Source organism: Burkholderia sp. MSMB1498, from assembly GCF_001526245.1.
Lineage (GTDB): Bacteria > Pseudomonadota > Gammaproteobacteria > Burkholderiales > Burkholderiaceae > Burkholderia > Burkholderia savannae.
Genome location: NZ_LOYJ01000085.1, coordinates 16,445 through 42,669 on the forward strand (window position 1 = coordinate 16,445; position 26,225 = coordinate 42,669).

The window sequence follows — 26,225 nt, forward strand, 5'->3', positions numbered from 1 at the left end:
GCTAAATCAAAACGTATCAATCATAACGAAACACGTTTGTTTCAATACGTTTTTGATCTGCTTGTTGTACTTTTGCTACTGCTGAAGCGGGGTTGGGAAATCTCGAGTCCTTTTGCTCACGTTGATGTCCTACATCCGTGAAACAAAGCGAAGAATCGTCATTAAGCCCATGTTTTTAAAAGATTACCGGATAGGGCCCGAATAACGGCAATTGTTTCACGTGCTGGGCGCTGCGGTTCTCGAGGCTTTTCTGGAGGCTCAAGGGGGTTCTGTGGAAAACTCGTCGGGGGCGTCTTGAGAGTATTAGAAGTAAACACCCTTGAACCTTCGTTAAAAACGTTAACGCCACGGGGAAGCCTTGCCCAGCAAGGGATTGCGGCCGATAAGGTGAAGTTATACGGGATATGAGGTGAAAATTTTCGGGAGCCGACGTGATGGGGTTCGGGGATCAGCGTGAGCCGATGCAGGAAAGATCGTGAGCGGGTTCAGGACAGTTTCCCACAGAAGAAATTTCCGAAGGTGAGGTTTTTCAGGGGCTCTGCGATGGTGAAGCCGCGTGGAGCCTGATTCGATCTGTCCACAGTTGGGTGGCCACAGGTGAGGCTTTTCGGGATGGGTGCGAGGTAGCGATTCTGCCCTTCTTTTAAGCAAAGTTGGGGCATAGGTGAGATTTCTCGGGATTCCAGCCTGTTTTGATGTGAGCGTTTCCGGGAAGGAGCGCCTGTAAAGGCCCGTCCGGCGGGGCTTCCGAGCCTGAAATGTGCCAAAGGTGAGGTTTTTCGGGAAACCTTCGTCGACCCAGGAACTAGGGTTGCCGCCAAAGGTGAGGGTATTCGGGCGTTTGATGCGATGGCGTCGATTGAACTCGAGGTGAGCTTTTTCAGGACCAGGAATGCTCCCGAGATTTGGTAAAGGTGAGCTTTTTCGGGAGAAGTTGACGCCTACTTGGTCGCGAACGCCCGTGGATATTGGCGGGCGAGCGCTGTTCACGTGCCCGCTTTTCATCAAAGGTGAGGATTTTCGGGAAATGGCGTCGCGCGAGCGGCATCAGCCCGCTTTGGTAAAGGTGAGGGAATTCGGGAGAAGAAGATTTCGACTGGCGTCTCAGCCATGTTTCGTAACTACTTGATGTAGTTATGTTTTTTGCCATTCGAATGCGATGGTGAGGCTTTTCGGGAGTATCCGGTGCGTTATCTAGTCGGACGAAAGTCGGCTTGAGGTGAGACTTTACGGGGGCTGAATGCCGTCGATCGCCCATGTGCTGGTCCTGTGGCAACGATCGTCGATGAGCTCGATGGATTTGAACGGTGAGCTTTTTCGGGAATAGGCCTGAATGGCGGGACCGGCGACGAGGGAAATATCTCTTTCAGATCCGTTCGACGGGCCTGCCGAAGGGCGGCGGGCGGTAGAAAACGACGACGTTTGGGGCGGTGAGGCGAGTCAAATGCGGACGTTCGCTTTGGCTGCCTGCGGCGCACAGTGAGTTGGTCGCTGCGAGGCGGTGTTTGGGTTTGGGCGAGTCGGAGCGTGCTTGCTCGAGCTATTTCTTTGGCGGGAGCGCCGCGAGCAGGACGTTGCCGCGGGTTGGTTCGGGGGAGTCGATTCGGGTGAGGACGAATGGGCGCCGGCAGTTCATGCCGCATTTCGGTGTCGTACGTCTGCGGCTGATGTGGATCGGTATCGTTTGGTTCGATGCTGCGTGGAAGAGCACCGCCGGTGCCGATGGTGAGCCACTGCGGCAAGGCGAACTCACGTCGCCTGGCGGGCGCCAACGAACGGTGGAATTGACCGTTCGCGTTGCCCAGCTTGGGCAGCGGCAGTCCGGCGGCGGGATTATTCGGATATCGATCGACGTGCTCCGAGACCGGCTTGGGGTGAGGCGCATCGGTTGCTGGTCGCTCACGTCGCGCGTCTTGGATGGTAATTGCCGGTCTCGACGTCTGCCGGCGGACGCCGCCCCATTCGCCGGCGGCTGCGTCCTGCTGATCTGTCGGTTAGTCGAAGCAACCCGTTGCGGCTCACGTTTGGCCCTCGTAGGGCTATTCGGTTAGTTCGAAACGTCCGATCCGCTCACGTTTGCCGGGATTTCGGGTGAGTCGATTCGGTCTGGAGGCGCTCACGCTCACGGCTTCGGGCTGATTGCAGCGCGGACGAAGAGGCTTGCGTTCGTGACGCCGGCGGCGGCTCGTATATCTCTTGGATGGCGCTTTTTCGTGCATGTCGCATTGCGAGGGGTGAGGCGAGCGAAGACGTGCACGCTCACGTTGTCGACCTGCGACGTCCTAACGTGTGCCATGCGTTGACGGACGTCGTTTGCATCGGCGGTGGCTGAGCGTGGTGACGTGCCATGCTCGAGGTCACGCGCGATCGGCTGAGGTCACTTGTCCGATCGCACGGGCGCTCGCGTGATTGCGGTGAGTCAAATCGTCTTCAGCTGCTCACGCGTCAGTCATTTACGTCGAGGGCTGGCGCCGATGCCCGTTCCGTACGGGCGGGCTCGGCAAAACCGCTCAAGCGCGTCGCTTGGGCGGGCTCCGCGTCGTCTGCCGGCGTCAGTCGGACCTCAACGCCCAAAGATCCGAGGCTGACGTCCTGCGAGTCCGCATATGCACATACATGACGCCTGAACTCTTCGGTAGCCGTTTGCCCGACGGATGGTCCGGCGCCATCCCGGGCGGTGACTCGGCCGACATCGAAGCCGGCCGCCTGTGCGCTGCTTTCCGATTCGGCACCGCGCGCCGGCCGCGGAAACGCGCGCGCACAGAAAATTCGTCGTAGCAATTTCGCGACAGGATTTGAGGTGAGACGATACGGGAACAGCCGCGCCGCGAAACGTGCGCGAGAAAAAGCCGGCATTCTCGGTGCCTGCCGCGGCGCGCAAAGGTGAGTCGGGGATGATCGAATTTTGGACCGGTGAGCCTATACGGGAGCTCGCTCGGGTGAGCGAGCGCAAATCGCCGAGCTTCACCGCATATGGTGAGCAAGCCGTTCTGGACGCACATCACCACAGACGCTATCCTTCCGGAAACTTCTCCTCCGACCCGACGCATGGCCACCAAGCGCGCCAAGAAAACCGATGTGGATGTGGTGAGTGCTAGTTCCGCCGAATTGCGTAAGGCCGTCGAGGCAATCGCAATTCAGCCGAAGAACGGCAAGATCACCCTGCTGACTCGCAAGCTGTTCAACGTGCTGCTTGCGGTCGCCCAGCAAGCCGACGATTCCGGCGACACTTATCGCGCGCTGCTGTCGGACATCGTCGCCAACTCCGCGTTCGACTCCAACGACACGGCGCTCGTCAAGGAGCACTTGCGGCGCATGGTGTCGGTGCAGGTCGAATGGAGTACCGGCACATCGAGCCAGAAGCCCGGCCGGAAATGGGGGATCTCCACGCTGATCGCCGACGCCGAAATTCTCGAAGATCCGGCGACGCGGCGCGTGTGGGTTGAATTCTCGTTCGCGCCGAAGATCAAGAAAAAGCTGCTCGACCCGGTGCAGTACGCCCGCCTGAGCCTGCAATTCCAGAGCCAACTGCGCAGCAGCGCGGGGCTTGCGTTGTACGAAATCTGCGTGCGCTATCTGACGAACCCGAGCCATCTGACGATGCGCGAGCCTTGGGAATGGTGGCGGCCGATTCTGTCGGGCACGCCGGATACCGAAGCGGGCGACGAGGCGAAGCGCGAATACAAGTATTTCAAGCGGGACTACCTGCGTCCGGCGATCGCCGAGGTGAACGCCGTGACGAACATCTTCGTCGAACTGGTCGAGCATCGCGAAGGGCGCCGGGTCGCCGAGATCCAGTTCCGCGTGTCGGAGCGAAAGCAGCCGATGCTCGCCCTCGACGAGCATCCGAACGTGTTCGACAGCACGCTCGTCGACCGCATGGTGAAGATCGGCATTCCACTGAAGGAAGCGCAAACGCTTTACGCAGACAACGAGGAAAACCGGATTCGCGCGGCGCTCCAACTGACCGAGCAGCGGGTGCGCAGCACGACGTTGCCGCCTATTCGCAGCGCGCCCGCCCTCTTCAAGGACGCGCTGAAGAAGGGATATGCGCCGCCCGTCGATACGGTCGAAACGCCTCCGCTCGGAGGCAGCGGCAAACTGGCCGCTGCTGCGGCGGCGGCCAACGCCGGGCAAGCGGACGATCCGAAGGCGCGTCTGCGCAGCGAGTACGACGCGTACCGGCGCAAGGAAGCGAAACAGCTGTACGAGGAGCAAGGCGACGCGGAGCGGGAGGTTGCGCGCGAGTCGTTCGAATCCGACGTGTTGCCCGCGCTGGGCTCGCATCTGCGCGACGATTGGCGCCGGCGCGGGCTCGAGTCGAAGCTCGTCGAAACGGCCTTCTTCGACTGGCTCGCTCAAAAGACTTGGGGCGAACCGACCGACGGCGATCTGCTTGCCTTTACGCTCAGCCAATCTCGCGCGGCTTGAGCGATTGTCGATCGATTCGCGGATTCGACTTCTTCGGTAACGAGCAACAAAAAACGGGGCCCGCTGGGCCCCGTTTCTTTTTGACTCACGCGTTCAGTTCGACAACAGCATCTGCTCGAGTTGCTGAAGGATTTCGTCCCGCTTTTCTCGCGTCAGGCCGCGCAGCCGCAGTTCCAGTCGATCTTCGCCGTACGACTTCAGATCGCCGACCGATACGCCGTTTAGCTTGATCTCGTGCCGTTGCGCATATCGTTGCCGGCTCGCGGGCTTCGGGCTTTCCTGCGAGGTCGCCCTTCCCTTCACGATGTCGGCCACCTGGCGGGTGCTGAGATCATCGGACAGGATCTTGTTGATGAGGCGCAGCGTTGAGTCGGTGCCTCGCGCCGTATGGTATCGGCCGACTTGATACGCCATGTTCGAACCAAAGCGATCCGGTCGCGCGACCATCTCCTGCATCACGGCCTCGGGCAGTTTGCCGATCGAGAGCGCGACGGCGACCGTCGATTCGTCGAGTCCGAGATGCTCGGCCAGTTCCTTCTGGCTCTGAAAATACTTTTCCTCGAGAAAGCGCTTCCAGACGATCGCATTGTCGAAGACCGTTTGCGAGTCGCGCTGGACGTTGAGGTCGTAGCCGAGCTTGTAGCTCTGAATGCCGATCGGCAGATCGATGACGATTGCCTTGACCGATTCCTTGTTCGCTTCCTTCAGCGCACGGACGCGGCGGCCGCCATCGCTGACGAAGTAGGAGCCGGGATTGTCGTAATCGGGGATGACGTGAATTGCTTGCTGCTGCCCTTGCTTTGCCAGATTGACGGCAAGTTCCGCGATCGACGATTTCAGATAAAAGTGCCGAGGATTGAAGGGGCTCGGCTTGATCGTCTTGAGCGGCAGTTCGATCACCTGGCCGGGCTGATAGCGATTCTCGATTCGCCACGTGCGATAGTGGCTCGATTCGTCGGCCGGATCGGTAGGAGGCGTTTCGACGATGGTGACAGGAATGTTTTTCTTCGATGATTTGCTGGCGGGAGCAGCGGGTGCGGCTGAGTCGGACTTGACGAGACCATCGATCGCGTTGAGCCGGTCGAGCGCCGTGCGCTTTTCGCTGGTTGTGATGTCGGGGCGCGCTTGGAAGCCTTTGGCGAATTGAGAGGGTTTCATTCAGGGTCCTTTATGCGCATAAAGTCAGGGCAGCATCGCGCCGATCTCGTCGGCACATGCACGGATTTCCGCCGCTGCGAGCTTTGCGCCGCGGTCGTTCATTTGCAAGACGGTTTGGCCTAGCGCCATCGCTTGTTTATAGGCTTCTCGCGTGGGAATTTGCGTCCTGAGGAGCGGGAAGCCGAGTTCTTCGAGTGCACGCTTCAATTCGCGCGTGAGCATCCGCTTCTCTTCGGTCTTGTTCAGCAGAAACACGGCGCGAAGATCCTCGTTCATCACCTGCGCTTGCTGAATCAGTTTGACGAGGCCGACGCTCGACCAATAGTCGGCCGGCGACGACGAAGTCGGGATCACCGCGATCGTCGCGGCGAGCAGTACGACACCGGACACCTTCTCGGTGATCGACGGCGGGCAGTCGACGATGATGACGTCGTAGTCGTTGATGAATTTCTTGATTTCGCGGTGAATCTGGCTGCCCGCTTCGGCGAGGTTGACGACGGGGAACGGGATGCCGGTGTCGCTATCTGCGGAGGCGCTGGACCAGTGAACGAGGGTGTTTTGGCCATCGGCGTCGATTACCAGAACGCGTCGCCCTTTTTCGTGGAATGCGGCGCCGAGGTGCATCGCAATGGTGCTCTTGCCGACACCGCCCTTTTGCTGAGTGACTGCAATGATTTCAGCTGCCAATTTTCACTCCTATTTTGATCGGGAGAATTCTACCGGACGAATTTTTTATTTCAATGAATTTGTTGTGAACTGACCACGCGCTAGCCATTTGGCCGATGGTTTATGCGCATAAAGCCGAGGCGGAATCGACGGGGTGCGGTCGTGATGGGCGGCCGATCGATAACGCAGGTTCGACACTGCGATCTGAGTTGGTGGGCTGTAGCGCGTCGAGGGAGATCAAACTTGTGCGCGAAGCGGCCATCGTTGTCGCGCAGATGCTGATGCGATGATGTTCGAAGCCGAAGCCGAAGCCGAAGCCGAAGCCGAAGCCGAAGCCGAAGCCGAAGCCGAAGCCGAATGTCATCGCATTGCGTCGGACTTTATGCGCATAAACTGGCGCCGCCGCGATATCGTCTGTTGCGTCCGTAGCCTACGATGCGCGTCGATTCAACCGCCATGGGTCAACGACAACTAAGCACTTGACGCCTAGACCTACCGGCGATTCGCCCGCAATCCCCAGCGCCCAGCCGCCTAATGCCACGGCCGCTACAATACCCGCGTCATTCACCCACTTTCATCCGCTGACCGATGATCACGATCTATCACAACCCTCGCTGCTCCAAATCGCGTGAAACGCTGGCGTTGCTCGAAACGCTCAACCAGGCCGGGGACGCCATTCATGTCGTCGAGTACCTGAAACAACCGCCGACCGTCGCGCAATTGAAGGCGCTCCATCGGCAACTGGGGCGCCCGGTGCGCGAAATGATCCGTGACAACGAGGTGCCTTACAAGGACCTCAATCTTGATGATCCCGCCATATCTGATACGCAGCTGTATGACGCGATCGCGGAGCACCCGGTCCTGTTGCAGCGCCCTATCGTCGTGTACGGCGATAAGGCAGTGATCGGTCGCCCGCCTGAAGTAGTGAAATCGTTGTTCGAATAATTATTGAAAAAATAAACTTTCGAAGAGAGTGTCGGTCCGGCAGCTTTCTTTGCTACGGATGCAGCCGGCCTGAGGCTTATCAGGTCAGCTATCGTGGTTGTCCAAGCGCAGCGTGGCAGAAGCGGTTTGAGCGCGCGTAGTTGCTCGCCCGATCCCGAGCAATTTCAGGCGAACGTCGAATTTGCCGCGCCGATTGTAGATCGGCTGACCTGGCATTGAACGATCCACGCGGTTCTCCACCGCCCCGGCCACGCGCGATTCGTGCGCATCGAGGAACGAGGAGCGCTCACTCGCCCTGTTCCGTCCCGCGCCCGCCTGACACGCGCGCCGCCTCCCGCAGCAAGCGAATCTGCATGCGATAGTTGCGGCAGCCGGAGCAGGCCGGCAGATGCACGCGCACCCGGAGCCGTTCGTCGAGCGACAGCGAACGATCGAGTTCGTCCGACAATAGCCGCGTGATGTCCTTACATTTCCCCAGTAGCATCTTCGGTCGTCAGGCCTTTTTCGGTGAGACAGGTGCGCAGCCGGGTTCGTGCGCGGTATAGCAGGACGCTGCAATGATTCGCCTTCAACTCGAGCTCCATGCAGATGTCCTCGATGGCGAAGTCGAGGAATTCGCGCATCATGAACACGCGGCCGATCTGCTCCGGCAGATGATCGAGACACATCTCGAACAGCATCCAGAATTGCCGCTGCTGCAGGACGGTTTCCGGCTTCGGCCACGGACGCGGCTTCGCATGCGGCGCCCAGTGGCCATTGTCCGCGAACAGTTCGCGATCGAGAAGTGCTTCGCCGTCGAGTTCGGCGTCGAGCGCCGACGCATTGATCGTCCGCCGGCGCGCCCGCATCGTGTCGATCAGTTTGTTGCGCAGGATGCCGAACACCCAGGTCTTGTGGCTCGACTGTCCGTCGAAGCGCCCGGCCTGAGCCCACGCGGCCGCAAGCGCTTCCTGGACGGCGTCTTCGGCTGCATCGGCATCGCGCAATTGCAGGCGCGCGAAGCGGAGTAAATCGTGGCGCAATTGCGCGAGATAGGCGGGATCGTCGTGCGCGGGGCGCGCGTGCTGCATGGGATGGCTTCCGGTTCGTGCCCGCGCACACGGCACGCGCAGGCGGCAGCGCAAGATTATCCATGCGACGCGCGTCGTTGCAAGGGTGTTGCAAGCGATGCGTGTCGTTGTCGGGCGCGTTCGCGTTTCTCGACGCGCCGTCGCGCGCTATGCTCTCATCGTAGACCATGCCGCCAATCGGCAACATACGCGCTGAACTGACATCGGCGATATAAATGGAACGGCTATACATATTCACAAAGTTATCCACATTTTCTGTGGATAACTTTGTGGAAATCCGATCCGAAGCCCCGATCTACCGGGATTCAAGCTGGCTTGCTCATAAAAGGGCCAATTGATGCGAAATCAGAAACAAAACAGATTGATTACCTACTGAACGGAAGGAGAATCAGATGGCTTATCGAATTGCGGTGATTGTCGGCAGTCTGCGGCGCGAATCGTTCAATCGCGCGCTCGCGCAGGCCGTGATTTCGCTTGCGCCCGCCGATCTGTCGTTCGAATCGATCGATATCGGCTCGCTGCCGCTATATAGCCAGGACTACGACGCGGATTTCCCCGACGTCGCGAAGCGTTTCAAACAGTCGATCGAAGCCGCGCAGGGGCTGCTGTTCGTCACGCCCGAGTACAACCGCTCGATGCCCGGCGTGCTGAAGAACGCGCTCGACTGGGGGTCGCGTCCGTGGGGCAGCAATTCGTGGACGGGCAAGCCGGCCGCCGTGCTCGGCACGTCGCCGGGCGCGACCGGCACGGCGCTCGCGCAACAGCACCTGCGCAACGTACTCGCGTATCTCGACGTCCCGACGCTCGGACAGCCCGAAATCTTCATCAAGCACGACGCGTCGAAGATCGACGCGCAGGGCAACCTCGTCAACGACGACACGCGCAAGTTCCTGCAAGGTTTCGTCGATCGCTACGCGGACTGGGTGCGCCGGCACGCGAAGCCGGCCTGAGCGATTGGCGGCGCGATCGGGACATACGGATGTCGAGGCGCGCGCGCGTTCAAGCGTTCGTCTTGGCATCGACTGCCACGGAAGGGTGACGGCTTGGCCGACGCCATCGCGGCCCGATGCTGCCCGCCAACCGCCAACCGCCAACCGCCAACCGCCAACCGCCAACCGCCAACCGCCCACCGCCCACCGCCCACCGCCCACCGCCCACCGCCCACCGGCTCACTCGCGCATCGCCCCATCCTTCATCGACCAACGGGCAGCCGGCGCGCCGCCGCTCACCTCAATCAGCACGCCCCGCGTGCCCCATATCGCGCTCGTGCTGAATCTTCAGCAGCAAGTCGTCGAGCAGCGCGATGTCGAACGGCTTCGACAGCAGGCGCGCATGCACGCGCCGCGTCCGGTCGAATTCCTCCGCATAGCCGGTGATGAGAATCACCGGCAGCTTCGCGTCGCCGCGCTCGATCGCCTCCGCAAGATCGATTCCGTTCATCGTGCCCGGCATGTGGATGTCCGAGATCACGAGATCGAATGCGCCGGGCGCGGTCGGCTCGGCGCCTGCTTCGTTCAGCATGCGCAGCGCGTCGTCCGCATTCGGCGCGTGCGTGACCTGGTGGCCAAGCAGCTCGAGCAGCGCCTCGGTGCCCGCCGCAACTTCGCCGTTGTCTTCGACGAGCAGGATTCTCAAGCCCGCCGGCGTCGATGCGGCCGGCTTATCGATCGCGTCCGGCGCGGCGGCGGGCGGCGCGAGCTCCATCGTGCGCGGCAGATAGAGCCGTACCGACGTGCCGGCGCCGACTTCGCTCTCGATCGTCGCCAGGCCGCCCGAACGCTCGCAAAACGCGAACACCTGCGGCAGCCCGAGGCCCGTGCCCATCCCCTTCGCCTTCGTCGTGAAAAGCGGTTCGAACGCGCGCGCGAGCACGTCGGGCGGCATGCCCAGCCCCGTGTCCTCGACCGAGATCCGCACGAAGTCGCCCGTCAGCGGAAAGCCGTCCTCGCGGCGAAACGTGATGTTGTGCGCGCTGATCTTGAAGCGGCCGCCCTGAGGCATCGCGTCGCGGGCGTTGACGGCGAGATTGATCACCGCGAGCTCGAGTTCCGCGACGTCGACGCGTACGGGCCACAAGTCGAGCTGCGCGTCGACGGCGAGCGTCGATTTCGAGCCGAGCGATGTCTTCAGCAATTCGCGGCACGACGCGAGCCATTGCGCGATGTCGATCGTCTCGCTGCGCAGCGGCTGCTTGCGCGCGACGCCGAGCAACTGGCGCGTGAGCGACTGGCCGTTCTTCAGCGCGCGCTCGATCGCGGCGAGCTCCGTGTCGAGATGCTGGACGCCGCGCCGCCGCGCGATCTGCACGTTGCTCGAGATGATCATCAGCAGATTGTTGAAGTCGTGCGCGACGCTGCCGACCAGATTGCCGAGCGCTTCCATCTTGCGCGATTGCCGGTACGCCGATTCGATCGAGCGCCGCATCGACGCCTCCGCCTGCCAGCGCTCCCACGCCTCCTCCTCCGCGCGCAGCCGCTTGAGCGACAGCCAGATCACGCCCCACAGCGCGGCGGACGGCGCGAACATCGAGATGAACAGGACGCTCAGGTGTTCGTACCAAGCGCTGCGGATCGCCGACGTGCGGTACGCGCACGACACGAACACCGGATAGCTGCCGACCTGCCGGTACGCGACGATCTCGCTGTCGCCGTCGCGCTTCACGCGCACGACGCCCGCGTGCTGATCGCCTTGCGCGCCGCCGAACGGCGTCGCGCTGTCGGCCTGCGCGGCGGCGTCGCCCGGCGCGCCGCGCGGCGCGGGCGGATACGACGCGAGCACGGCGCCGTCGCTGCGCGTGAGCGCCATCGACATCGGCGCGTCCGCGCCGCCGAGCAGATCGCGATAGAACGCATTGAAATACGCTGATTTCAGCGCGATCGACACCATTCCCGCGAACGTTCCGTCGCTGTGACGCCGCGCGACGCCCGTGTTGAACACGGGCCCCGGATTCGCCGCCTTGAGCGGCCCCGGCATCACGCGCGAGATGTGCTCGATCACCTTGCCGTCGCGGATGCCGACGAAATCGTCGCGATTCGCGATCGACGCATACGGCGCCGGGTAATAGAGGCTGTTTGCGAGCAGCATCCCGCTCGCGCCGAAGATCGACACCGACGCGACCTGCGGATAGCCGCCGCCGATCGTGTTGAGCGCGTCGTGGATGTCGGCTTCGGCGTTGCGGACCGCGGCGTCGTCGAGATCCTGAACGAGATCGACGATGCGCGCGTCGAGCGTCTCCGACAGGTCGAACACCTTCAGCGCGTGTTCTTCCGCGACGCGCACGGTGCGCATCGTCACGTCGCGCGCGGTCGCTTCGCGCGTGCGCATGTCGTTGTACGCCATCACCGCGACGTAGACGCACGGCAGCACGATCGCGGCGACGAGCATCACGATGAGCGTCACGCGCCGCACCGCGAAGTCGTGCTCCGGCGCGCCGGATGCGAACGACGCATCGTCCTCCCAATCATTGTCGGGCGGTGTCGAGCGTGAGGCGTCGGGCCGTTCGGGCGTCATGGTTGGCGAACGAGTGCAAGAGGATTGATCGGCATCATAAACGAGTCGCGCGTGCGCGCCCCGATGCGGCGCGGGCATTGCGCAAGCCCGGATTTCCTTCGCTTGCGGCGGCTTCGCGCAAACAGCGACGAATTCAAAAGCGCAAACGTAAGCAAAGGAATAATTTGCGTGCTTATCGCGAAAACAACCCGAGCTATTCCCGGATTCGAATTCGGGCTAATCAATTCTGTTCGAACCCGCAAAAATGGCGAGTTGCAACGCACGGGGTTTACTCCCAGAATCCCGCATCGCTTTCCTATGCGGAAAATGCCCGCGATGCCCGGGCGCGGCCTCGGCGAGGTTCATCCGCGGGCGGGCGCATCCGGCGTGTCGAGCCGGTTCTTGCGAGCCGAGCGGTTCGCGCGTGGTTCGTCCCTCGTATCGCCCAGTCGCACCTTGCCTAAAGAAGCGCGGCGAACCGTCGTTAACGCGAGACACACGACTCCGTTTACCGTTACGACAGCCATGCCCCTGCCGATTGTGATCGCCGATGATTCCTTGCTCGCTCGCAAGCTGCTGACGAAGGCGCTGCCGGCGGATTGGGACGTCGACGTGAACTATGCGTCGAACGGTCGCGACGCGTTGATGCTGTATCGCGACGGCAAGGCATCGGTGATGTTCCTCGATCTGACGATGCCGGACATGAGCGGCTACGAAGTGCTCGAGACGTTGCGCGGCGAGGATCTGAACACGTTCGTGATCGTCGTGTCCGCCGATATCCAACCGATGGCGCAGGCACGCGTGCGCGAGCTGGGCGCGGCGGCTTTCGTCGCCAAGCCCGTCACCTCGGAAGCATTGCTGCCCATTCTCAAGGAGTATGGGTTGTATGTCTGAGACGGTGTTGACGGCGGAGCAACGCGACGCCTTGCAGGAGATCGCCAACCTCGCGATGGGACGCGCGGCGGCGCGCCTCGCGCTTCTCCTCGGCACCTTCATCGAGCTGTCGGTGCCGCGCGTGCGCGTCGTGCGCGCGGCCGACGTCGGGCGCGTGCTGCGCGACATGACGGGCATTCACGACAACGTGACCGCCGTGCGTCAGGGCTTCCGCTCCGACATCAAGGGCGAGGCGCTGATGCTGTGCCGCAGCGCGGGCGTCGGCCAGCTCGTGTCGCTCGTCGACGATGCGTACGCGGACGGCGAGTTCGGCACCGTCACGCAGGCCGAGCTGATGTTCGACATGGCGAACGTGCTGATGGGCGCGTGCGTGTCGTCGATTCTCGACGAACTCGGGCGCACGCCGGTGTTTTCGCCGCCGGGGCTGCTCGGCGAAGACATCGCGCTCGACGACGTGTTTCAGCCCGACGTGCTCGCGTGGAGCGAGACGCTCCTGCTCGAAGTGAATTTCGGCGTCGCGGACGACGGTGCCCGCACGCATTTCGTGATGCTGCTCGCGGAAGACTCGATTCGTCACATGAGCGACGCCCTCGATACGTTGCTGTCCAGCTTATGAACCTGCTTGCTTCGCTGAGCGATCTCGTCATCGAACGGGTCAGCTTCGGTATTTTCGTGCTCGACCGCGAGATGAAGGTGCTCATGTGGAACCGGTTCATGCAGGACCACAGCGGCGTCGCCGCGGCCGACGTGATCGGCCGCAATCTGTTCGACTGCTTTCCGGAGCTGCCGCGCGCGTGGCTGTCGCGCAAGATCGAGAGCGTGTTTCAGCTCGGCAGCTTTGCGTTCAGCTCGTGGGAGCAGCGCCCGTATCTGTTCCGCTTCGATCATGACCGACCGATCACGGGCGGCGTCGACTTCATGCAGCAGGACTGCACGTTCGTGCCGATCGCGCGCGCACGCGAAGTGGAGGCCGTCTGCGTGACGATCTCCGACGTCACGCACGTGAGCGTGATGCAGCGCGAGCGCGAGGAGGCCGTCGCGAAGCTGCAGGAATATGCGAACCGCGACGGCCTGACGGGCATTGCGAACCGGCGCTTCTTCGAGGCGCGGCTGCGCGACGAGTTCTCGCGCTGGCAGCGTTACGGCGGCAATCTGTCGGTGCTGCTGTTCGATCTCGACCACTTCAAGACGATCAACGATCGCTTCGGCCATGTCGTCGGGGACAACGTGTTGCGCGTGATGGCGCAGCGCGTCGCGGACGTCGTGCGTTCGCAGGACACGTTCGGCCGCTTCGGCGGCGAGGAATTCGCGCTGCTGCTGCCGTGCACGTCGCTCGACGAGGCGATGCAAGTGGCCGAGAAGATCCGCCAGACGATCGGCAGCACGCCGATCGAAGCGGAAGGCGCGCGGGTGCCGGTGACGGCGAGCGTGGGCGGCGCGGCCGCGCACGTGGGCGCGCTCACGCACGAGACGCTCGTCAACGAAGCCGATGCCGCGCTTTACCGCGCGAAGCGGCAGGGGCGCAATTGTTCGGTTGCGTTTGGGTGAGGTGGTGGGTTGGGAGGGGGCGATGCGCTTGCTTTGGGGGCAAATGATTAGACTGCCCGATCGCCCGATCGCCCGATCGCCCAATCGCCCAATCGCCCAATCGCCCAATCGCCCAATCGCCCAATCGCCCAATCGCCCAATCGCCCAATCGCCCAATCGATCAATCGATCAATCGGGCAACCAGCATACGCTCGAGAAACGCTTCAGCGCGCACGAAGCGAGGCGATCGGCGCGCCGCACCGCTTCGGCGCGTGAGCGGCGAGGCGGCGAGCGTCAGCCGCGCGCGATCGCGGCGAGCGTATCGGCGACGGCGTGCGGCTGCGCGATGAACGGCGAGTGGCTGCTGTCGAGCGTGTGCACGCGCGTGCGGTTGCCGGGGGCGAGCGCGTCGGCCTCGTCGACGAAGCGCTGCTGCAGCGCGGGCAGCAACACCCGGTCGCGCAGGCATTTGATGTAGTGACGCTCGATCGAGCCCCACCGCGCGGCCGTTGTCTCGATGCGCGTCGCGAACGGCGCCGCGGGCACGTCGCAACTGAGCAAATGGCCGATCGCCGTGTGGTCGGCGTCGCTGGCGTCGTCGCAGAGCGCGCGCTTCGCCGCCGCGCGGTACGCCGGGTCTTCGCTGCGCGGGTCCATCCGCAGCGCGCCCGTCGCCTTCGGGCTCGCCATCATCAGCGGCGCGAGCATCTCGCCCTGGTTCTCGGGCGCGCGCACGTAGTCGAGGCCCGTGGTGCCCGCGGTCGGCATGAACGCAGCCAGGTAGACGAGCTTCGCGATTTTCTCGGGCGCGCGCTCGGCGGCCATCGTGATCGCAATGCCGCCCATGCTGTGGCCGACCAGCACGACCTGTTCGTGACCGAGCGCGCGAGCCTGATCGACGGTGCGCAGCACGTGGTCGACGTAGTCGTCGAGCGTCGTGCCCGCGACGGGCGACGGCTCGCTCGCGAACGCGGCGGCGTCGAGCGGGCGCTGGAAGAACGATGCGGGAAAGCGGGCGTTGATGCCGTGCGCGGGCAGATCGCGCGCGAGCGCCGCGTGGCCGTGCGCGGCGAGCGCGGGAATCACCCGTTCGTAGGCCCATGCGCCGTGCCACGCGCCGTGCACGAGCACGAAAGGCAGAGGGGACGAGGCCGCGGGGTCGCGGCGGTCGGCGGTGGTGTCGCGCGGTTCGGTCGGCAAGTCTGTCTCCTGTCGGTCATGGTTCTTGTGGCTGATCGTAAGCCAGCGCCATCTTAGTGAGGAATCGGCGCGGTGTCGCGTTTGATCGAGCCCCGAGAAAGTATCTTGTTGCGGGCATATGGCATGCGGGCGCCGACGGCGGATCGTTCGGCGCCGCGCGGATTGCGGGCTACCGAGCACCGTGTGCCGGATGGCGTACGCTCAACGCCGAAGCCGAAGCCGAAGCCGAAGCCGAAGCCGAAGCCGAAGCCGAAGCCGAAGCCGAAGCCGATGCCGATGCCGATGCCGATGCCGATGCCGATGCCGAAGCCGACGCCGACGCCGACGCCGACGCCGACGCCGACGCCGACGCCCAAGCCCAAGCCCAAGCCCAAGCCCAAGCCCAAGCCCAAGTCAACGGCAACGGCAACGGCGATCGAAATGCAACAGACGGCAGAAAGGCACGGATTCCGCCGAATAATGATGGGGGCGGACCATATCCGCCAAAGAGGGCGTCAACTAAATTCGAACAGCCATTAATCCATATCCAATCCGACGATTCGAGGCCGTCGGAAAACGAAATCCGCCGCCACCGCCCAGCCATCGTCGCGTTTGCGCCCCCTATTCCATCAAGCCATCCAGTTCCGCATCGTCAACGAAAACGAACCACTGGCCGCACTATTGACAAGAACCCGCCACGAACCCGCCGCACGTCGCCGCCCGCCCGTATTCGACAGCCGAACCGCGCGGCAGCGACCCTTAAAGATTGCTATACTCTCGCCCAATTCCGGTTTCCCGCCGGTAATTTGTGCCTGTCTGCGCCGATCGTTCGCGCATCTCGCACGCATTTACCATCCCAGCCGGGCATGGCTTCTTCAATCGCCCCGCAAGGGCGCCATAGCGGAGCTCGTCTTGGCCGTTTCCAATCCCGTCGTGGACGATAACGAAACCGACGCCGCTGCCGCCACATCGGGCAGCTCTTTCTATCTCGCGATGCGCATCCTGCCCGCGGAGCAGCGCGACGCGATGTTTCAGGTCTATGCGTTCTGCCGCGCGGTCGACGACATCGCCGACGAAGGCGGCCCGCGCACCGAGCGCGCGGCGCAGCTCGACCGCTGGCGCGCCGACATCGACGACTGCTATGCGGGCAAGCCGCGCGCGTCGCTCGCACCGCTCGCGCGCGAGATCGGGAAGTTCGGTCTGCATCGCGAAGACTTCCACGCGATGATCGACGGCATGGCGATGGACGCCGCCGAGGACATCTGCGCGCCCGACGAACAGACGCTCGACCTGTATTGCGACCGCGTCGCGAGCTCGGCCGGCCGGCTATCGGTGAGGATTTTCGGGATGCCGGACGAGCCCGGCCGCGTGCTGTCGCACCACCTCGGCCGCGCGCTGCAATTGACGAACATCCTGCGCGACATCGACGACGACGCGGCGATCAACCGCTGCTACCTGCCGCGCGAGCTGCTCACGCGCGAAGGGATCGCGATCACCGATCCGCAGACGATCGCGCGCGATCCGAATCTGCCGCGCGTCTGCACGACGCTCGTCGAGCGCGCGCGGCGGCACTTCGCGCAGGCCGATGCGGTGATGGATATGTCGCGGCGCGCGCAGGTTCGCGCGCCGCGCATCATGTCGGGTGCGTATCGTCTGATTCTCGAAGCCGCGGTGGCGCGCGGCTTCGCGCCGCCGCGCGCGCCGCTGCGCAAGCCGCGCGCGCGGATGCTGCTGCTCGCGGCGCGCTACGCGCTGTTCTGATTCGATGCGGGACACCGTCGATGCGGGCCGCGCACGCCCGTCGGGCCGCATCGCGACGCTCGAACGGCGGCGCGCGCCGCGCACCGCATTGCCATTTGCCGCCGCACACGGGTGGCGCCGATCCGATCGCACACAGCGCATGACGATCGGATGCGGCGTGCGCATCGTGCCGACGGTTCGCCGTGCGGCTCCCGCGCGGCGGATGCAAACCCCCGGCACGCGTACGCGCGTGTCGAACCAGGTGCTCGCGGGCGCTTGGACGGCCGCAGGCCGGCCCGCGACGAACGGGCGCGCGCTTCGACCGGGCAAGATCGCCGGGCGCGCGCGCCGTCAATAAGAGAGGGACCGATGAACGACATGACCGAAATGCAGACGCTCGACGCAGCCGCCGCGCCGGCCGCCGCCGCGCCCGCCGTGGCGGAAGGCCTCGATGCCGCCGTCGCGCGCGCGACCGACGCGCTTCTTGCCGCGCAGAACGCGGACGGCCACTGGGTCTACGAGCTCGAAGCCGATTCGACGATCCCGGCCGAATACGTGCTGCTCGTCCACTATCTCGGCGAGGAGCCGAACGTCGAGCTGGAGCAGAAGATCGCGCGCTATCTGCGTCGCATCCAGCAGCCGGAGGGCGGCTGGCCGCTGTTCACCGACGGCGCGCCGAACATCAGCGCGAGCGTGAAGGCGTACTTCGCGCTGAAGGTGATCGGCGACGACGAAAACGCCGAGCACATGCAGCGCGCGCGCCGCGCGATCCACGCGATGGGCGGCGCGGAGATGTCGAACGTGTTCACGCGGATTCAGCTCGCGCTGTACGGCGTCGTGCCGTGGTACGCGGTGCCGATGATGCCGGTCGAAGTGATGCTGCTGCCGCAGTGGTTCCCGTTCCATCTGTCGAAGGTGTCGTACTGGGCGCGCACCGTGATCGTGCCGCTGCTCGTGCTGAACGCGAAGCGCCCGGTCGCGAAGAACCCGCGCGGCGTGCGCATCGACGAGCTGTTCAAGAGCGCGCCCGTCAACACGGGCCTGCTGCCGAAGCAGCCTCACCAGAGAACCGGCTGGTTCGCGTTCTTCCGCGTCGTCGACGGCGTGCTGCGCCTCGTCGACGGCCTGTTCCCCCGCTACACGCGCGAGCGCGCGATCCGGCAGGCGGTCGCGTTCGTCGACGAGCGCCTGAACGGCGAGGACGGCCTCGGCGCGATCTATCCGGCGATGGCGAACGCGGTGATGATGTACGCGGCGCTCGGCTATCCCGAAGATCATCCGAACCGCGCGATCGCGCGCCAGTCGATCGAGAAGCTGCTCGTCGTCGGCGAAGAAGAGGCGTATTGCCAGCCGTGCCTGTCGCCCGTCTGGGACACGTCGCTCGCCGCGCACGCGCTCCTCGAAACGGGCGACGAGCGTGCGCGCGAAGCGGCCGTGCGCGGCCTCGACTGGCTCGTGCCGCGCCAGATTCTCGACGTGCGCGGCGACTGGATCTCGCGCCGTCCGCACGTGCGTCCGGGCGGCTGGGCGTTCCAGTACGCGAACCCGCACTATCCGGACGTCGACGACACGGCAGTCGTCGTGATGGCGATGGACCGCGTCGCGAAGCTCGATCAGACGGATGCGTATCGCGAGCAGATCGCGCGCGCGCGCGAATGGGTCGTCGGCATGCAGAGCAGCGACGGCGGCTGGGGCGCGTTCGAGCCGGAGAATACGCAGTACTACCTGAACAACATTCCGTTCTCGGATCACGGCGCGCTGCTCGATCCGCCGACCGCCGACGTGTCGGGCCGCTGCCTGTCGATGCTCGCGCAGCTCGGCGAGACGAACGCGTCGAGCGAGCCCGCGCGCCGCGCGTTCGACTACATCCTGAAGGAGCAGGAACCGGACGGCAGCTGGTACGGCCGCTGGGGGATGAACTATATCTACGGCACGTGGACCGCGCTGTGCGCGCTGAACGCGGCGGGCCTCGGCCATGACGACCCGCGCGTGAAGCGTGCGGCGCAATGGCTGCTGTCGATCCAGAATCAGGACGGCGGCTGGGGCGAGGACGGCGAAAGCTACAAGCTCAACTATCGCGGCTACGAGCGTGCGTCGAGCACGTCGTCGCAGACCGCGTGGGCGCTGCTCGGCCTGATGGCGGCGGGCGAAGCCGACAATCCGGCCGTCGCGCGCGGGATCGACCATCTGCTCGGCGCGCAGCGCGAGCACGGCTTGTGGGACGAGACGCGCTTCACCGCAACGGGTTTCCCGCGCGTGTTCTACCTGCGCTATCACGGCTACCGCAAGTTCTTCCCGCTGTGGGCGCTCGCCCGCTATCGCAACCTGAAGCGCGCGAACACGACGCGCGTGACGGTCGGGATGTAACGGACGATGGCAAGTTCCGGCCGGTCGGCCGCGCCCGTGATCGCCGTCGCCGGGATGGCGTTCGAAGCGCGCATCGCGCGCGGCGCGGGCGTCGAGGCGGCCTATGCGGCGCGCGCCGATCGGCTCGAGCGCGCGCTCGCCGAAGCGGCCGACGCGCACGGCTGCGCGGGCATCGTCAGCTTCGGAACGGCGGGCGGGCTCGCGCCCGATCTCGCGCCGGGCGCGCTGATCGTCGCCGATGCGGTCGACGGGCCGTTCGGCGTGCTCGACACCGATTCCGCGTGGAGCGCGCGCATCGTCGCCGCGCTCGCGGGCACGCCGGTCGCGTCGCGCACGCGGCGCGGCACGGTCGCGGCGGTCGGCGCGCCCGTCGTCGACGCGCGCGAGAAGGAAACGCTGCATCGGGCGAAGGGCGCGCTCGCGGTCGACATGGAATCGCACATCGCCGGCGCGTTCGCGGCGGCGCGCGGCGTGCCGTTCGCGGTGTGCCGCGCGATCGTCGACCCGGCATGGCGCACGCTGCCGAAAGCGGCGACGGCCGGGCTGCGCGACGACGGCAGCACGGCGATCCTGCCGATCCTGCGCGAGCTCGCGAAAGAGCCTTCGCAACTCGGCGCGCTGCTGCAGGTGGCGGGCGATGCGCGCGCGGCGCGCTCGACGCTCGCGCAAGCGCGGCGGGCGTTCGAGCGTGCGGGGGCGTGGCGGATCGGTTGAGCGCGGTGCGCGGCGGGCTTCGGTGCGTCGCGCAGCGGCTTGCGATGGGGCGCGTCTCTCGCGCGAGCGCGACGTGAATCGGTTCGCCGTTCGAAATGATTGCGGCGCGCCGTCTCGGCGTCGATTTCGCTTGGCACGGCGGCGATGTCGAGTTTAGGCTGCCGCTTTCCGCTTTCCGCTTTCCGCTTTCCGCTTTCCGCTTTCCGCTTTCCGCTTTCCGCTTTCCGCTTTCCGCTTTCCGTCTCGCGCTTTTCGTCTTCCTATTCGATCTGAATTCCGAGGCCGCAACGAGCGATCCGTACCCTCATGGCCATCCGTCATCGTCGGCACGGCGGGCCGCCTCCGCGGCCTCATGTTCCATGTGCGGCTGCTCGTGCTTGCCGCGCCGTTGCGCCGCCTACGCTGAGCCAAATCGCTCCGACCCCGACCCCGACCCCGACCCCGACCCGAATCCCCCGGTCCCGCGCACGCATCGGCGGGCGCGCCCGGCCATCGGCCCGCTCTTCCTGCCGAGCCAGCCAGCCTCCCCGCAAACCTAGGGTTTCTCGCGACGCAAATTCCTGTTGCATTCTTTTTTGGCGGCTTAGCATCCGTCGTGACAACACATGTTGCACGATTTACAATCACGACATCGCGTGTTGCGGTGCGGCTGGTGTTCGTCGCCAATCCCCGATCGGATCGGGGCATCGCCACTCACTGCGGAGAAGAGAAATCATGGGACGCCGTTCGTTCATCAAGACAGTCGTCGCGGTTGCGCTTGCCGGCGCGAGCCTCGCGAGCGCGCATGCGAAGGAGCTCGTCGTCGGCACCGATACTTCGTTCATGCCGTTCGAGTTCAAGCAGGGCGACAAGTACGTCGGCTTCGACCTCGATCTGTGGGCCGAGATCGCGAAGGACGCGGGCTGGGCCTACAAGATCCAGCCGATGGACTTCGCCGGCCTGATCCCGGCGCTGCAGACGCAGAACATCGACGTCGCGCTGTCCGGAATGACGATCAAGGAGGAGCGCAAGAAGGCGATCGACTTCTCCGATCCGTACTATGACAGCGGCCTCGCCGCGATGGTCCAGACGGGCAACACGACGATCAAGTCGATCGACGATCTGAACGGCAAGGTGATCGCCGCGAAGACGGGCACCGCGACGATCGACTGGATCAAGGCGCACCTGAAGCCGAAGGAAATCCGCCAGTTCCCGAACATCGATCAGGCGTATCTCGCGCTGGAGGCGGGCCGCGTCGATGCCGCGATGCACGACACGCCGAACGTGCTGTTCTTCGTGAACAACGAGGGCAAGGGGCACGTGAAGGTCGCGGGCACGCCGGTGAGCGGCGACAAGTACGGGATCGGCTTCCCGAAGGGCAGCCCGCTCGTCGCGAAGGTCAACGCGGAGCTCGCGAAGATGAAGGCCGATGGCCGCTACGCGAAGATCTACAAGAAGTGGTTCGGCTCCGAGCCGCCGAAATCCTAAGCGATGAATCGCGCCGGCGCGGCGCGCCGCGCCGCGTCGATCGGAACTCAATCGGGAGCTGGATGTGCAATTCGACTGGTCAGCGATATGGGCTGCATTGCCGGACTTGATGGACGGCGTGCGGCTCACGGTTTTCATCGCGTTCTTCGGGCTGGCGGGCGGTTTTCTCGTCGGCATGATCGCGGGCATGTTTCGCGCGTACGGCCCCGCCGCGCTGAACGTGCTCGCGCAGGTATACATCGAACTGATCCGCGGCACGCCGATCGTCGTGCAGGTGATGTTCCTCTATTTCGCGCTGCCGCTGCTCGCGCACATTCGAATCGACGGGCTGACGGCCGCGGTCGTCGCGATCACGCTGAACTCCGGCGCGTATCTCGCCGAAGTCGTGCGCGGCGCACTGCTTTCTATTCCTAAAGGATTGACGGAAGCCGGGCTCGCGATGGGATTGCCGATGCCGCGCGTGCTCGTGAAGATCGTCGGGCCGCTCGCGTTCCGGCGGCTCATTCCGCCGCTCGGCAATCAGTGCATCGTCAGCCTGAAGGATACGTCGCTGTTCATCGTGATCGGTGTCGGCGAACTGACGCGCAAGGGGCAGGAGATCATCGCCGGCAACTTCCAGGCGGTCGAGATCTGGACCGCGGTCGCCGCGATCTATCTCGTGCTTACCGGCGTGATGACGCTCACGCTTCGCTTCGTCGAGAAAAGGATGCGTATCCTATGAGCATGGTCGAATTCCGCAGCGTGTCGAAAAGCTTCGGCCACGTGCCGGTGCTGAAGGACATCAACCTGCGCATCGACGCGGGCGAGGTCGTGGTCGTCGTCGGGCCGTCGGGCTCGGGCAAGTCGACGATGCTTCGCTGCATCAACGCGCTCGAGAAGATCACGGGCGGCGATCTGCTCGTCGACGGGCAGAGCGTGAAGGGCAAGGCCGCGGTGATCCACAACATCCGGCTCGAAGCCGGCATGGTGTTTCAGCAGTTCAATCTGTTTCCGCAGATGACCGCGCTCGAGAACGTGATGTTCGGGCCGATCCAGGTGCGCGGCGCGTCGCGCGCGCAGGCGCGCGATCAGGCGGTGGCGCTGCTCGCGAAAGTCGGCCTCGAGGCGCGCGCGAACCACTATCCGTCCGAGCTGTCGGGCGGCCAGCAGCAGCGCGTCGCGATCGCGCGCGCGCTCGCGATCAAGCCGAAGCTGATGCTGTTCGACGAGCCGACGTCGGCGCTCGATCCCGAGCTGCGCCACGAAGTGCTGAAGGTGATGCGCGATCTCGCGAACGAGGGCATGACGATGATCGTCGTCACGCACGAGATCGGCTTCGCGAAGCAGGTCGGCACGCGCCTGCTGTTCATGGACCAGGGCGGCATCGCCGAGGACGGCGATCCGAAGACGCTGATCGATCAACCGCCGACGCCGCGCCTGAGGGAATTTCTCAAACACGTTTCGTGATCAGGACAACCGATGAAGTTTCTCACGCCCGCCGTCGTGACGGGTTCGCCGCATGACATCGGCCGGCAGCTCGGCGAGCTCGCGCGGCCGGCGATGGACGCGTATTTCTCGCAGAGCAGCGCGTGGCGCGCAGTGGCGCGCTGGCGCGGCCATCCGTTCGTCGCCGAGCTGCGCCGTGCGGCCGAGGCGGCGTTTCCGGCGCTCGTCGCCGAACTCGACGGGATCGCGGCCGGGCTCGGCTGGCGTGCGGAAGACGTGTTCGTCTGGAACTGCCGCGGCGAGCTGATCCACAACGCGCCGGACGGCTGCACGACGCTCGCGGTGCGCACGCCGCGCGAGCGGATGATCGCGCACAACGAGGACGGCGATCCGCATCTGCGCGGCAAATGCAGGCTTGTCGACGTGCGGCCCGACGGCAAGCCGGGCTTCGTCAGCTTCTACTATCCGGGCTCGCTGCCGGGCCATACGTTCGCGGTGAATCGCGCGGGGCTCGTGCAGACGATCAACAACGTGCGCATCCGCCGCCCGGCGGCGGGCGTGCCGCGAATGATCCTCGCGCGCGCGGTGCTCGACGCGGTGTCGCTCGACGGCGCGCTGCGCGTGCTGCGCGATACGCCGCGCGCGAGCGGCTTCCATCACACGCTCGGCTGCGCGGGCGACGCGCGCGTCGTCAGCGTCGAGGCGAGCGTCGCGCGCACGTCGACGCTCGACGTCGACGGCGTGTACGGCCACGCGAACCATCTGATCCATCCGGGCTGCGACGGCGAAGCGCAGATCGTCACCGCGTCGTCCGCCGATCGGCAGGCGCGGCTCGCTCAGTTGCTGCCGCCGCTCGGCGGCGCGGCCGACGCGTCCGCGCTGTGGCGCGTGCTTGCCGATCGCGCGGGCGACGGCCTGCCGATCTATCGCGACGATCCACGCGATCCGGACGACGAGAACACGCTCGCGACCGCGCTGTTCTCGATCGGCGACGACGGCGTCGCGTTCGAGGTGCGCGAGCAAGGCTCGGTGCGCTTTCAGCAATTCGTGCCGCGGGACCCGCAGCATCCTTCGGCGCTTCGACACGGACAAGGACACGCATGACCACCGTATTTCATCGCGCGCCGCGCGCGAACCTGCCGGTCGCGATCGCGGGCGACGGCATCGAGATCATCGATTCGACGGGCAAGCGCTACATCGACGCATGCGGCGGCGCTGCCGTGTCGTGCCTCGGGCACGGCAACCAGCGCGTGATCGACGCGATCAAGCGGCAGGCGCAGCAACTGCCGTACGCGCACACGTCGTTCTTCACGACGCAGCCGGCCGAGGAGCTCGCGGACAGGCTCGTCGCGGCCGCGCCCGCCGGGCTCGAGCATGTGTATTTCGTGTCGGGCGGGTCGGAGGCGATCGAAGCCGCGCTGAAGCTCGCGCGCCAGTACTTCGTCGAGCGGGGCGAGCCCGCGCGCCGGCACTTCATCGCGCGCCGGCAGAGCTATCACGGCAACACGCTCGGCGCGCTCGCGATAGGCGGCAACGCATGGCGGCGCGAGCCGTTCCTGCCGCTCTTGATCGAAGCGCATCACGTGAGCCCGTGCTACGCGTATCGCGGGCAGCGCGCGGACGAAACCGAAGAGGCATTCGCGCAGCGTCTCGCCGACGAGCTTGAAAGCAAGATTCTCGAACTCGGGCCGGACACGGTCGCGGCGTTCGTCGCGGAGACGGTCGTCGGCGCGACGGCGGGCGCGGTGCCGCCCGTGCGCGAATATTTCCGCAAGATCCGCGCGGTGTGCGACAAGTACGGTGTCCTGCTGATTCTCGACGAGATCATGTCGGGGATGGGGCGCACCGGCTACCTGTTCGCGTGCGAAGAGGACGGCGTCGCGCCGGACATCCTGACGATCGCGAAGGGGCTCGGCGCGGGCTATCAGCCGATCGGCGCGACGCTCGTGAGCGACGCGATCTACCGGACGATCGTCGACGGCTCGGGCTTCTTTCAGCACGGCCACACGTACATCGGCCACGCGAGCGCATGCGCGGCGGCGCTCGAAGTGCAACGCGTGATCGCCGAGGATCGCTTGCTCGACAACGTGAAGGCGCGCGGCGAGCAATTGCGCGCGCGGCTGCGCGAGCGCCAGGCCGATCATCCGCACATCGGCGACGTGCGCGGGCGCGGGCTGTTCGTCGGTGTCGAGCTCGTGCGCGAGCGCGACACCAAAGCGCCGTTCGATCCGAAGCTGAAGCTGCATGCGCTCGTGAAGCGCGAGGCGATGCAGCGCGGGCTGATGGTGTATCCGATGGGCGGCACCGTCGACGGCAATTTCGGTGATCATATCCTGCTCGCGCCGCCGTTCATCTGCACCGCGCCGCAGATCGACACGATCGTCGAGCGGCTCGGCGACGCGATCGACGCGGCGCTCGCGTCGATCGGTGCGGCGGCGCGCTGATGCGTGATTGCGTGCGTTTGCACGGCCCCAATGAACCGACATGACGAAAGCGAAGATGAGGCTTCCTGAATTCCACCGCGAGACTGCAACCGACGAGCAGAAGGCAGTGCTCGACGAAATCCTGAGCGGGCCGCGCGGCAACCTGAACGGGCCGTTTCTCGGCTGGATCGCGAGCCCCGAGCTCGCGCAGCACGCGCAGCGGCTGGGCGCGTTCTGCCGGTATCGAACGGGGCTGCCGCTGCGGCTGTCCGAGCTCGCGATCCTCGTGACGGCGGCGCGCTGGCGCTCGCAGGCGGAATGGCACATCCATCATCCGATCGCGCTCGAAGCAGGCGTGCCCGCCGCGGTTGCCGAAGCGATCCGCACCTGCACGGCTCCGGCGTTCGACGAAGCGGACGACGCATTGATCTTCCGCTTCGCGACCGAGCTATACGAGACGAAGCGCGTGTGCGATGCGACATACGACGAGGCGGTTGCGCGTTTCGGGCATCAGGTGGTCGTGAATCTCGTCGCGCTGCTCGGCTACTACGCGCTTGTCGCGATGACGCTGAACGTGTTCGCGATGCGCGCGGACGGGCAGACGGTGCTGCCGTTCGCGGAGTGAGCGGCGGGAAGAAGTGCCGATGAGGCGGACAATGCGCGCGCCGCGTTCGGTTCGTGTGACGGCCGAAGGCCGAAGATCGATGGGCGCACGGCGTTGCCGCACGCC

General features: G+C 65.0%; 24 protein-coding genes. 16 read left to right on the plus strand and 8 right to left on the minus strand.

The annotated features are described in order from the left end of the window. Positions 1-3,048 precede the first annotated feature (3,048 nt). Positions 3,049-4,431: a replication initiation protein gene (locus tag WS91_RS18840; RefSeq protein WP_038755451.1), complete on the plus strand. Its 1,383-nt coding sequence runs from the start codon at positions 3,049-3,051 to the stop codon at positions 4,429-4,431. A gap of 93 nt (positions 4,432-4,524) precedes the next feature. On the opposite strand, the gene WS91_RS18845 is transcribed toward WS91_RS18840, so the two are convergent. From WS91_RS18845 to WS91_RS33670, 3 genes are all read right to left on the minus strand, one after another. Continuing rightward, complete coding sequence (locus tag WS91_RS18845; RefSeq protein WP_059670762.1) at positions 4,525-5,589, minus strand: ParB/RepB/Spo0J family partition protein; 1,065 nt, start codon at positions 5,587-5,589, stop codon at positions 4,525-4,527. Between the two features lie 24 nt (positions 5,590-5,613). After that, positions 5,614-6,276, minus strand: coding sequence for a ParA family partition ATPase (parA, locus tag WS91_RS18850; RefSeq protein ID WP_038755455.1), 663 nt, complete (start codon positions 6,274-6,276; stop codon positions 5,614-5,616). 100 nt (positions 6,277-6,376) lie between these two features. Beyond that, entirely contained in the window at positions 6,377-6,619 is a 243-nt protein-coding gene (locus WS91_RS33670; protein ID WP_082758233.1) for a hypothetical protein, read from the minus strand. Between the two features lie 224 nt (positions 6,620-6,843). Between WS91_RS33670 and arsC the strand changes: the two genes are divergently transcribed. Beyond that, on the plus strand, positions 6,844-7,200 hold the full coding sequence (gene arsC, locus WS91_RS18860) for an arsenate reductase (glutaredoxin) (RefSeq protein ID WP_038755494.1): 357 nt from the start codon (positions 6,844-6,846) through the stop codon (positions 7,198-7,200). Positions 7,201-7,486: 286 nt separating this feature from the next. Here the strand turns inward: arsC and WS91_RS18865 are convergent, their stop codons facing one another. Beyond that, positions 7,487-7,684 (minus strand): zf-HC2 domain-containing protein, encoded by a 198-nt coding sequence (locus WS91_RS18865; protein WP_038755496.1) that lies wholly within the window; start codon positions 7,682-7,684, stop codon positions 7,487-7,489. Then, a complete protein-coding gene (locus WS91_RS18870) occupies positions 7,665-8,270 on the minus strand; it encodes an RNA polymerase factor sigma-70 (protein WP_038755498.1) in 606 nt (201 codons plus the stop codon). The genes WS91_RS18865 and WS91_RS18870 overlap by 20 nt, the downstream gene beginning before the upstream one ends. A gap of 392 nt (positions 8,271-8,662) precedes the next feature. Between WS91_RS18870 and WS91_RS18875 the strand changes: the two genes are divergently transcribed. Continuing rightward, positions 8,663-9,220, plus strand: a complete 558-nt coding sequence (locus tag WS91_RS18875) for an NADPH-dependent FMN reductase (protein ID WP_038755500.1) — start codon at positions 8,663-8,665, stop codon at positions 9,218-9,220. A 280-nt stretch (positions 9,221-9,500) separates the two neighbouring features. Here WS91_RS18875 and WS91_RS18880 read toward each other — a convergent pair whose 3' ends face one another. Continuing rightward, complete coding sequence (locus WS91_RS18880) at positions 9,501-11,780, minus strand: hybrid sensor histidine kinase/response regulator (RefSeq protein WP_038755502.1); 2,280 nt, start codon at positions 11,778-11,780, stop codon at positions 9,501-9,503. A gap of 504 nt (positions 11,781-12,284) precedes the next feature. Here WS91_RS18880 and WS91_RS18885 point away from each other — a divergent pair. The 3 genes from WS91_RS18885 to WS91_RS18895 are packed head-to-tail and all read left to right on the plus strand — an operon-like array spanning position 12,285 to position 14,201. Next, positions 12,285-12,653, plus strand: a complete 369-nt coding sequence (locus tag WS91_RS18885) for a response regulator (RefSeq protein WP_038755504.1) — start codon at positions 12,285-12,287, stop codon at positions 12,651-12,653. Beyond that, a complete protein-coding gene (locus tag WS91_RS18890) occupies positions 12,646-13,269 on the plus strand; it encodes a chemotaxis protein CheC (RefSeq protein ID WP_038755506.1) in 624 nt (207 codons plus the stop codon). The genes WS91_RS18885 and WS91_RS18890 overlap by 8 nt, the downstream gene beginning before the upstream one ends. Continuing rightward, positions 13,266-14,201: a sensor domain-containing diguanylate cyclase gene (locus WS91_RS18895; RefSeq protein ID WP_038755507.1), complete on the plus strand. Its 936-nt coding sequence runs from the start codon at positions 13,266-13,268 to the stop codon at positions 14,199-14,201. The genes WS91_RS18890 and WS91_RS18895 overlap by 4 nt, the downstream gene beginning before the upstream one ends. Before the next feature lie 273 nt (positions 14,202-14,474). Here the strand turns inward: WS91_RS18895 and WS91_RS18900 are convergent, their stop codons facing one another. Together WS91_RS18900 and WS91_RS36015 are read right to left on the minus strand one after the other, a co-directional pair. Then, a complete protein-coding gene (locus WS91_RS18900) occupies positions 14,475-15,380 on the minus strand; it encodes an alpha/beta fold hydrolase (protein ID WP_038755509.1) in 906 nt (301 codons plus the stop codon). Between the two features lie 53 nt (positions 15,381-15,433). Then, on the minus strand, positions 15,434-15,748 hold the full coding sequence (locus WS91_RS36015) for a hypothetical protein (RefSeq protein WP_156432393.1): 315 nt from the start codon (positions 15,746-15,748) through the stop codon (positions 15,434-15,436). 523 nt (positions 15,749-16,271) lie between these two features. On the opposite strand from WS91_RS36015, the gene hpnD reads away from it, so the two are divergent. The 10 genes from hpnD (at position 16,272) to WS91_RS18955 (ending at position 26,120) form a co-directional block, all read left to right on the plus strand. Beyond that, positions 16,272-17,120 (plus strand): presqualene diphosphate synthase HpnD, encoded by an 849-nt coding sequence (gene hpnD, locus WS91_RS18910; protein ID WP_059670764.1) that lies wholly within the window; start codon positions 16,272-16,274, stop codon positions 17,118-17,120. A 4-nt stretch (positions 17,121-17,124) separates the two neighbouring features. Then, positions 17,125-17,457, plus strand: a complete 333-nt coding sequence (locus WS91_RS37415; protein ID WP_059670765.1) for a hypothetical protein — start codon at positions 17,125-17,127, stop codon at positions 17,455-17,457. 11 nt (positions 17,458-17,468) lie between these two features. After that, positions 17,469-19,466, plus strand: a complete 1,998-nt coding sequence (shc, locus tag WS91_RS18920) for a squalene--hopene cyclase (protein ID WP_059670766.1) — start codon at positions 17,469-17,471, stop codon at positions 19,464-19,466. Between the two features lie 6 nt (positions 19,467-19,472). After that, positions 19,473-20,180: a phosphorylase gene (locus WS91_RS18925; RefSeq protein ID WP_059579756.1), complete on the plus strand. Its 708-nt coding sequence runs from the start codon at positions 19,473-19,475 to the stop codon at positions 20,178-20,180. 714 nt (positions 20,181-20,894) lie between these two features. Beyond that, positions 20,895-21,647, plus strand: a complete 753-nt coding sequence (gene glnH, locus WS91_RS18930; RefSeq protein WP_038748990.1) for a glutamine ABC transporter substrate-binding protein GlnH — start codon at positions 20,895-20,897, stop codon at positions 21,645-21,647. 64 nt (positions 21,648-21,711) lie between these two features. Then, complete coding sequence (gene glnP / locus WS91_RS18935) at positions 21,712-22,368, plus strand: glutamine ABC transporter permease GlnP (protein ID WP_038748993.1); 657 nt, start codon at positions 21,712-21,714, stop codon at positions 22,366-22,368. Beyond that, on the plus strand, positions 22,365-23,093 hold the full coding sequence (gene glnQ / locus WS91_RS18940; protein ID WP_038748996.1) for a glutamine ABC transporter ATP-binding protein GlnQ: 729 nt from the start codon (positions 22,365-22,367) through the stop codon (positions 23,091-23,093). Before glnP ends, glnQ begins: the two co-directional genes overlap by 4 nt. 12 nt (positions 23,094-23,105) lie before the next feature. Beyond that, positions 23,106-24,176 carry a C45 family autoproteolytic acyltransferase/hydolase gene (locus tag WS91_RS18945; protein WP_038748998.1) on the plus strand — a complete coding sequence of 357 codons (1,071 nt, stop codon included), beginning with the start codon at positions 23,106-23,108 and terminating at the stop codon, positions 24,174-24,176. Continuing rightward, positions 24,173-25,516 (plus strand): aspartate aminotransferase family protein, encoded by a 1,344-nt coding sequence (locus WS91_RS18950; RefSeq protein WP_059670767.1) that lies wholly within the window; start codon positions 24,173-24,175, stop codon positions 25,514-25,516. The genes WS91_RS18945 and WS91_RS18950 overlap by 4 nt, the downstream gene beginning before the upstream one ends. A gap of 40 nt (positions 25,517-25,556) precedes the next feature. After that, positions 25,557-26,120, plus strand: coding sequence for a carboxymuconolactone decarboxylase family protein (locus WS91_RS18955; protein ID WP_059579765.1), 564 nt, complete (start codon positions 25,557-25,559; stop codon positions 26,118-26,120). Positions 26,121-26,225 lie beyond the last annotated feature (105 nt).

Coding starts and splice junctions, on each gene's coding strand:
- shc (WP_059670766.1), top strand. CDS start 17,469: ATGAACGACATGACCGAAATGCAGACGCTCGACGCAGCCGCCGCGCCG.
- glnH (WP_038748990.1), top strand. CDS start 20,895: ATGGGACGCCGTTCGTTCATCAAGACAGTCGTCGCGGTTGCGCTTGCC.
- WS91_RS37415 (WP_059670765.1), top strand. CDS start 17,125: ATGCGGGACACCGTCGATGCGGGCCGCGCACGCCCGTCGGGCCGCATC.
- WS91_RS18870 (WP_038755498.1), bottom strand. CDS start 8,270: ATGCAGCACGCGCGCCCCGCGCACGACGATCCCGCCTATCTCGCGCAA.
- WS91_RS18845 (WP_059670762.1), bottom strand. CDS start 5,589: ATGAAACCCTCTCAATTCGCCAAAGGCTTCCAAGCGCGCCCCGACATC.
- WS91_RS18875 (WP_038755500.1), top strand. CDS start 8,663: ATGGCTTATCGAATTGCGGTGATTGTCGGCAGTCTGCGGCGCGAATCG.
- WS91_RS18890 (WP_038755506.1), top strand. CDS start 12,646: ATGTCTGAGACGGTGTTGACGGCGGAGCAACGCGACGCCTTGCAGGAG.
- WS91_RS18885 (WP_038755504.1), top strand. CDS start 12,285: ATGCCCCTGCCGATTGTGATCGCCGATGATTCCTTGCTCGCTCGCAAG.
- arsC (WP_038755494.1), top strand. CDS start 6,844: ATGATCACGATCTATCACAACCCTCGCTGCTCCAAATCGCGTGAAACG.
- WS91_RS18880 (WP_038755502.1), bottom strand. CDS start 11,780: ATGACGCCCGAACGGCCCGACGCCTCACGCTCGACACCGCCCGACAAT.
- WS91_RS18840 (WP_038755451.1), top strand. CDS start 3,049: ATGGCCACCAAGCGCGCCAAGAAAACCGATGTGGATGTGGTGAGTGCT.
- WS91_RS18945 (WP_038748998.1), top strand. CDS start 23,106: ATGAAGTTTCTCACGCCCGCCGTCGTGACGGGTTCGCCGCATGACATC.
- WS91_RS33670 (WP_082758233.1), bottom strand. CDS start 6,619: ATGACATTCGGCTTCGGCTTCGGCTTCGGCTTCGGCTTCGGCTTCGGC.
- WS91_RS18895 (WP_038755507.1), top strand. CDS start 13,266: ATGAACCTGCTTGCTTCGCTGAGCGATCTCGTCATCGAACGGGTCAGC.
- WS91_RS18925 (WP_059579756.1), top strand. CDS start 19,473: ATGGCAAGTTCCGGCCGGTCGGCCGCGCCCGTGATCGCCGTCGCCGGG.
- glnQ (WP_038748996.1), top strand. CDS start 22,365: ATGAGCATGGTCGAATTCCGCAGCGTGTCGAAAAGCTTCGGCCACGTG.
- WS91_RS18955 (WP_059579765.1), top strand. CDS start 25,557: ATGACGAAAGCGAAGATGAGGCTTCCTGAATTCCACCGCGAGACTGCA.
- WS91_RS18865 (WP_038755496.1), bottom strand. CDS start 7,684: ATGCTACTGGGGAAATGTAAGGACATCACGCGGCTATTGTCGGACGAA.
- WS91_RS18950 (WP_059670767.1), top strand. CDS start 24,173: ATGACCACCGTATTTCATCGCGCGCCGCGCGCGAACCTGCCGGTCGCG.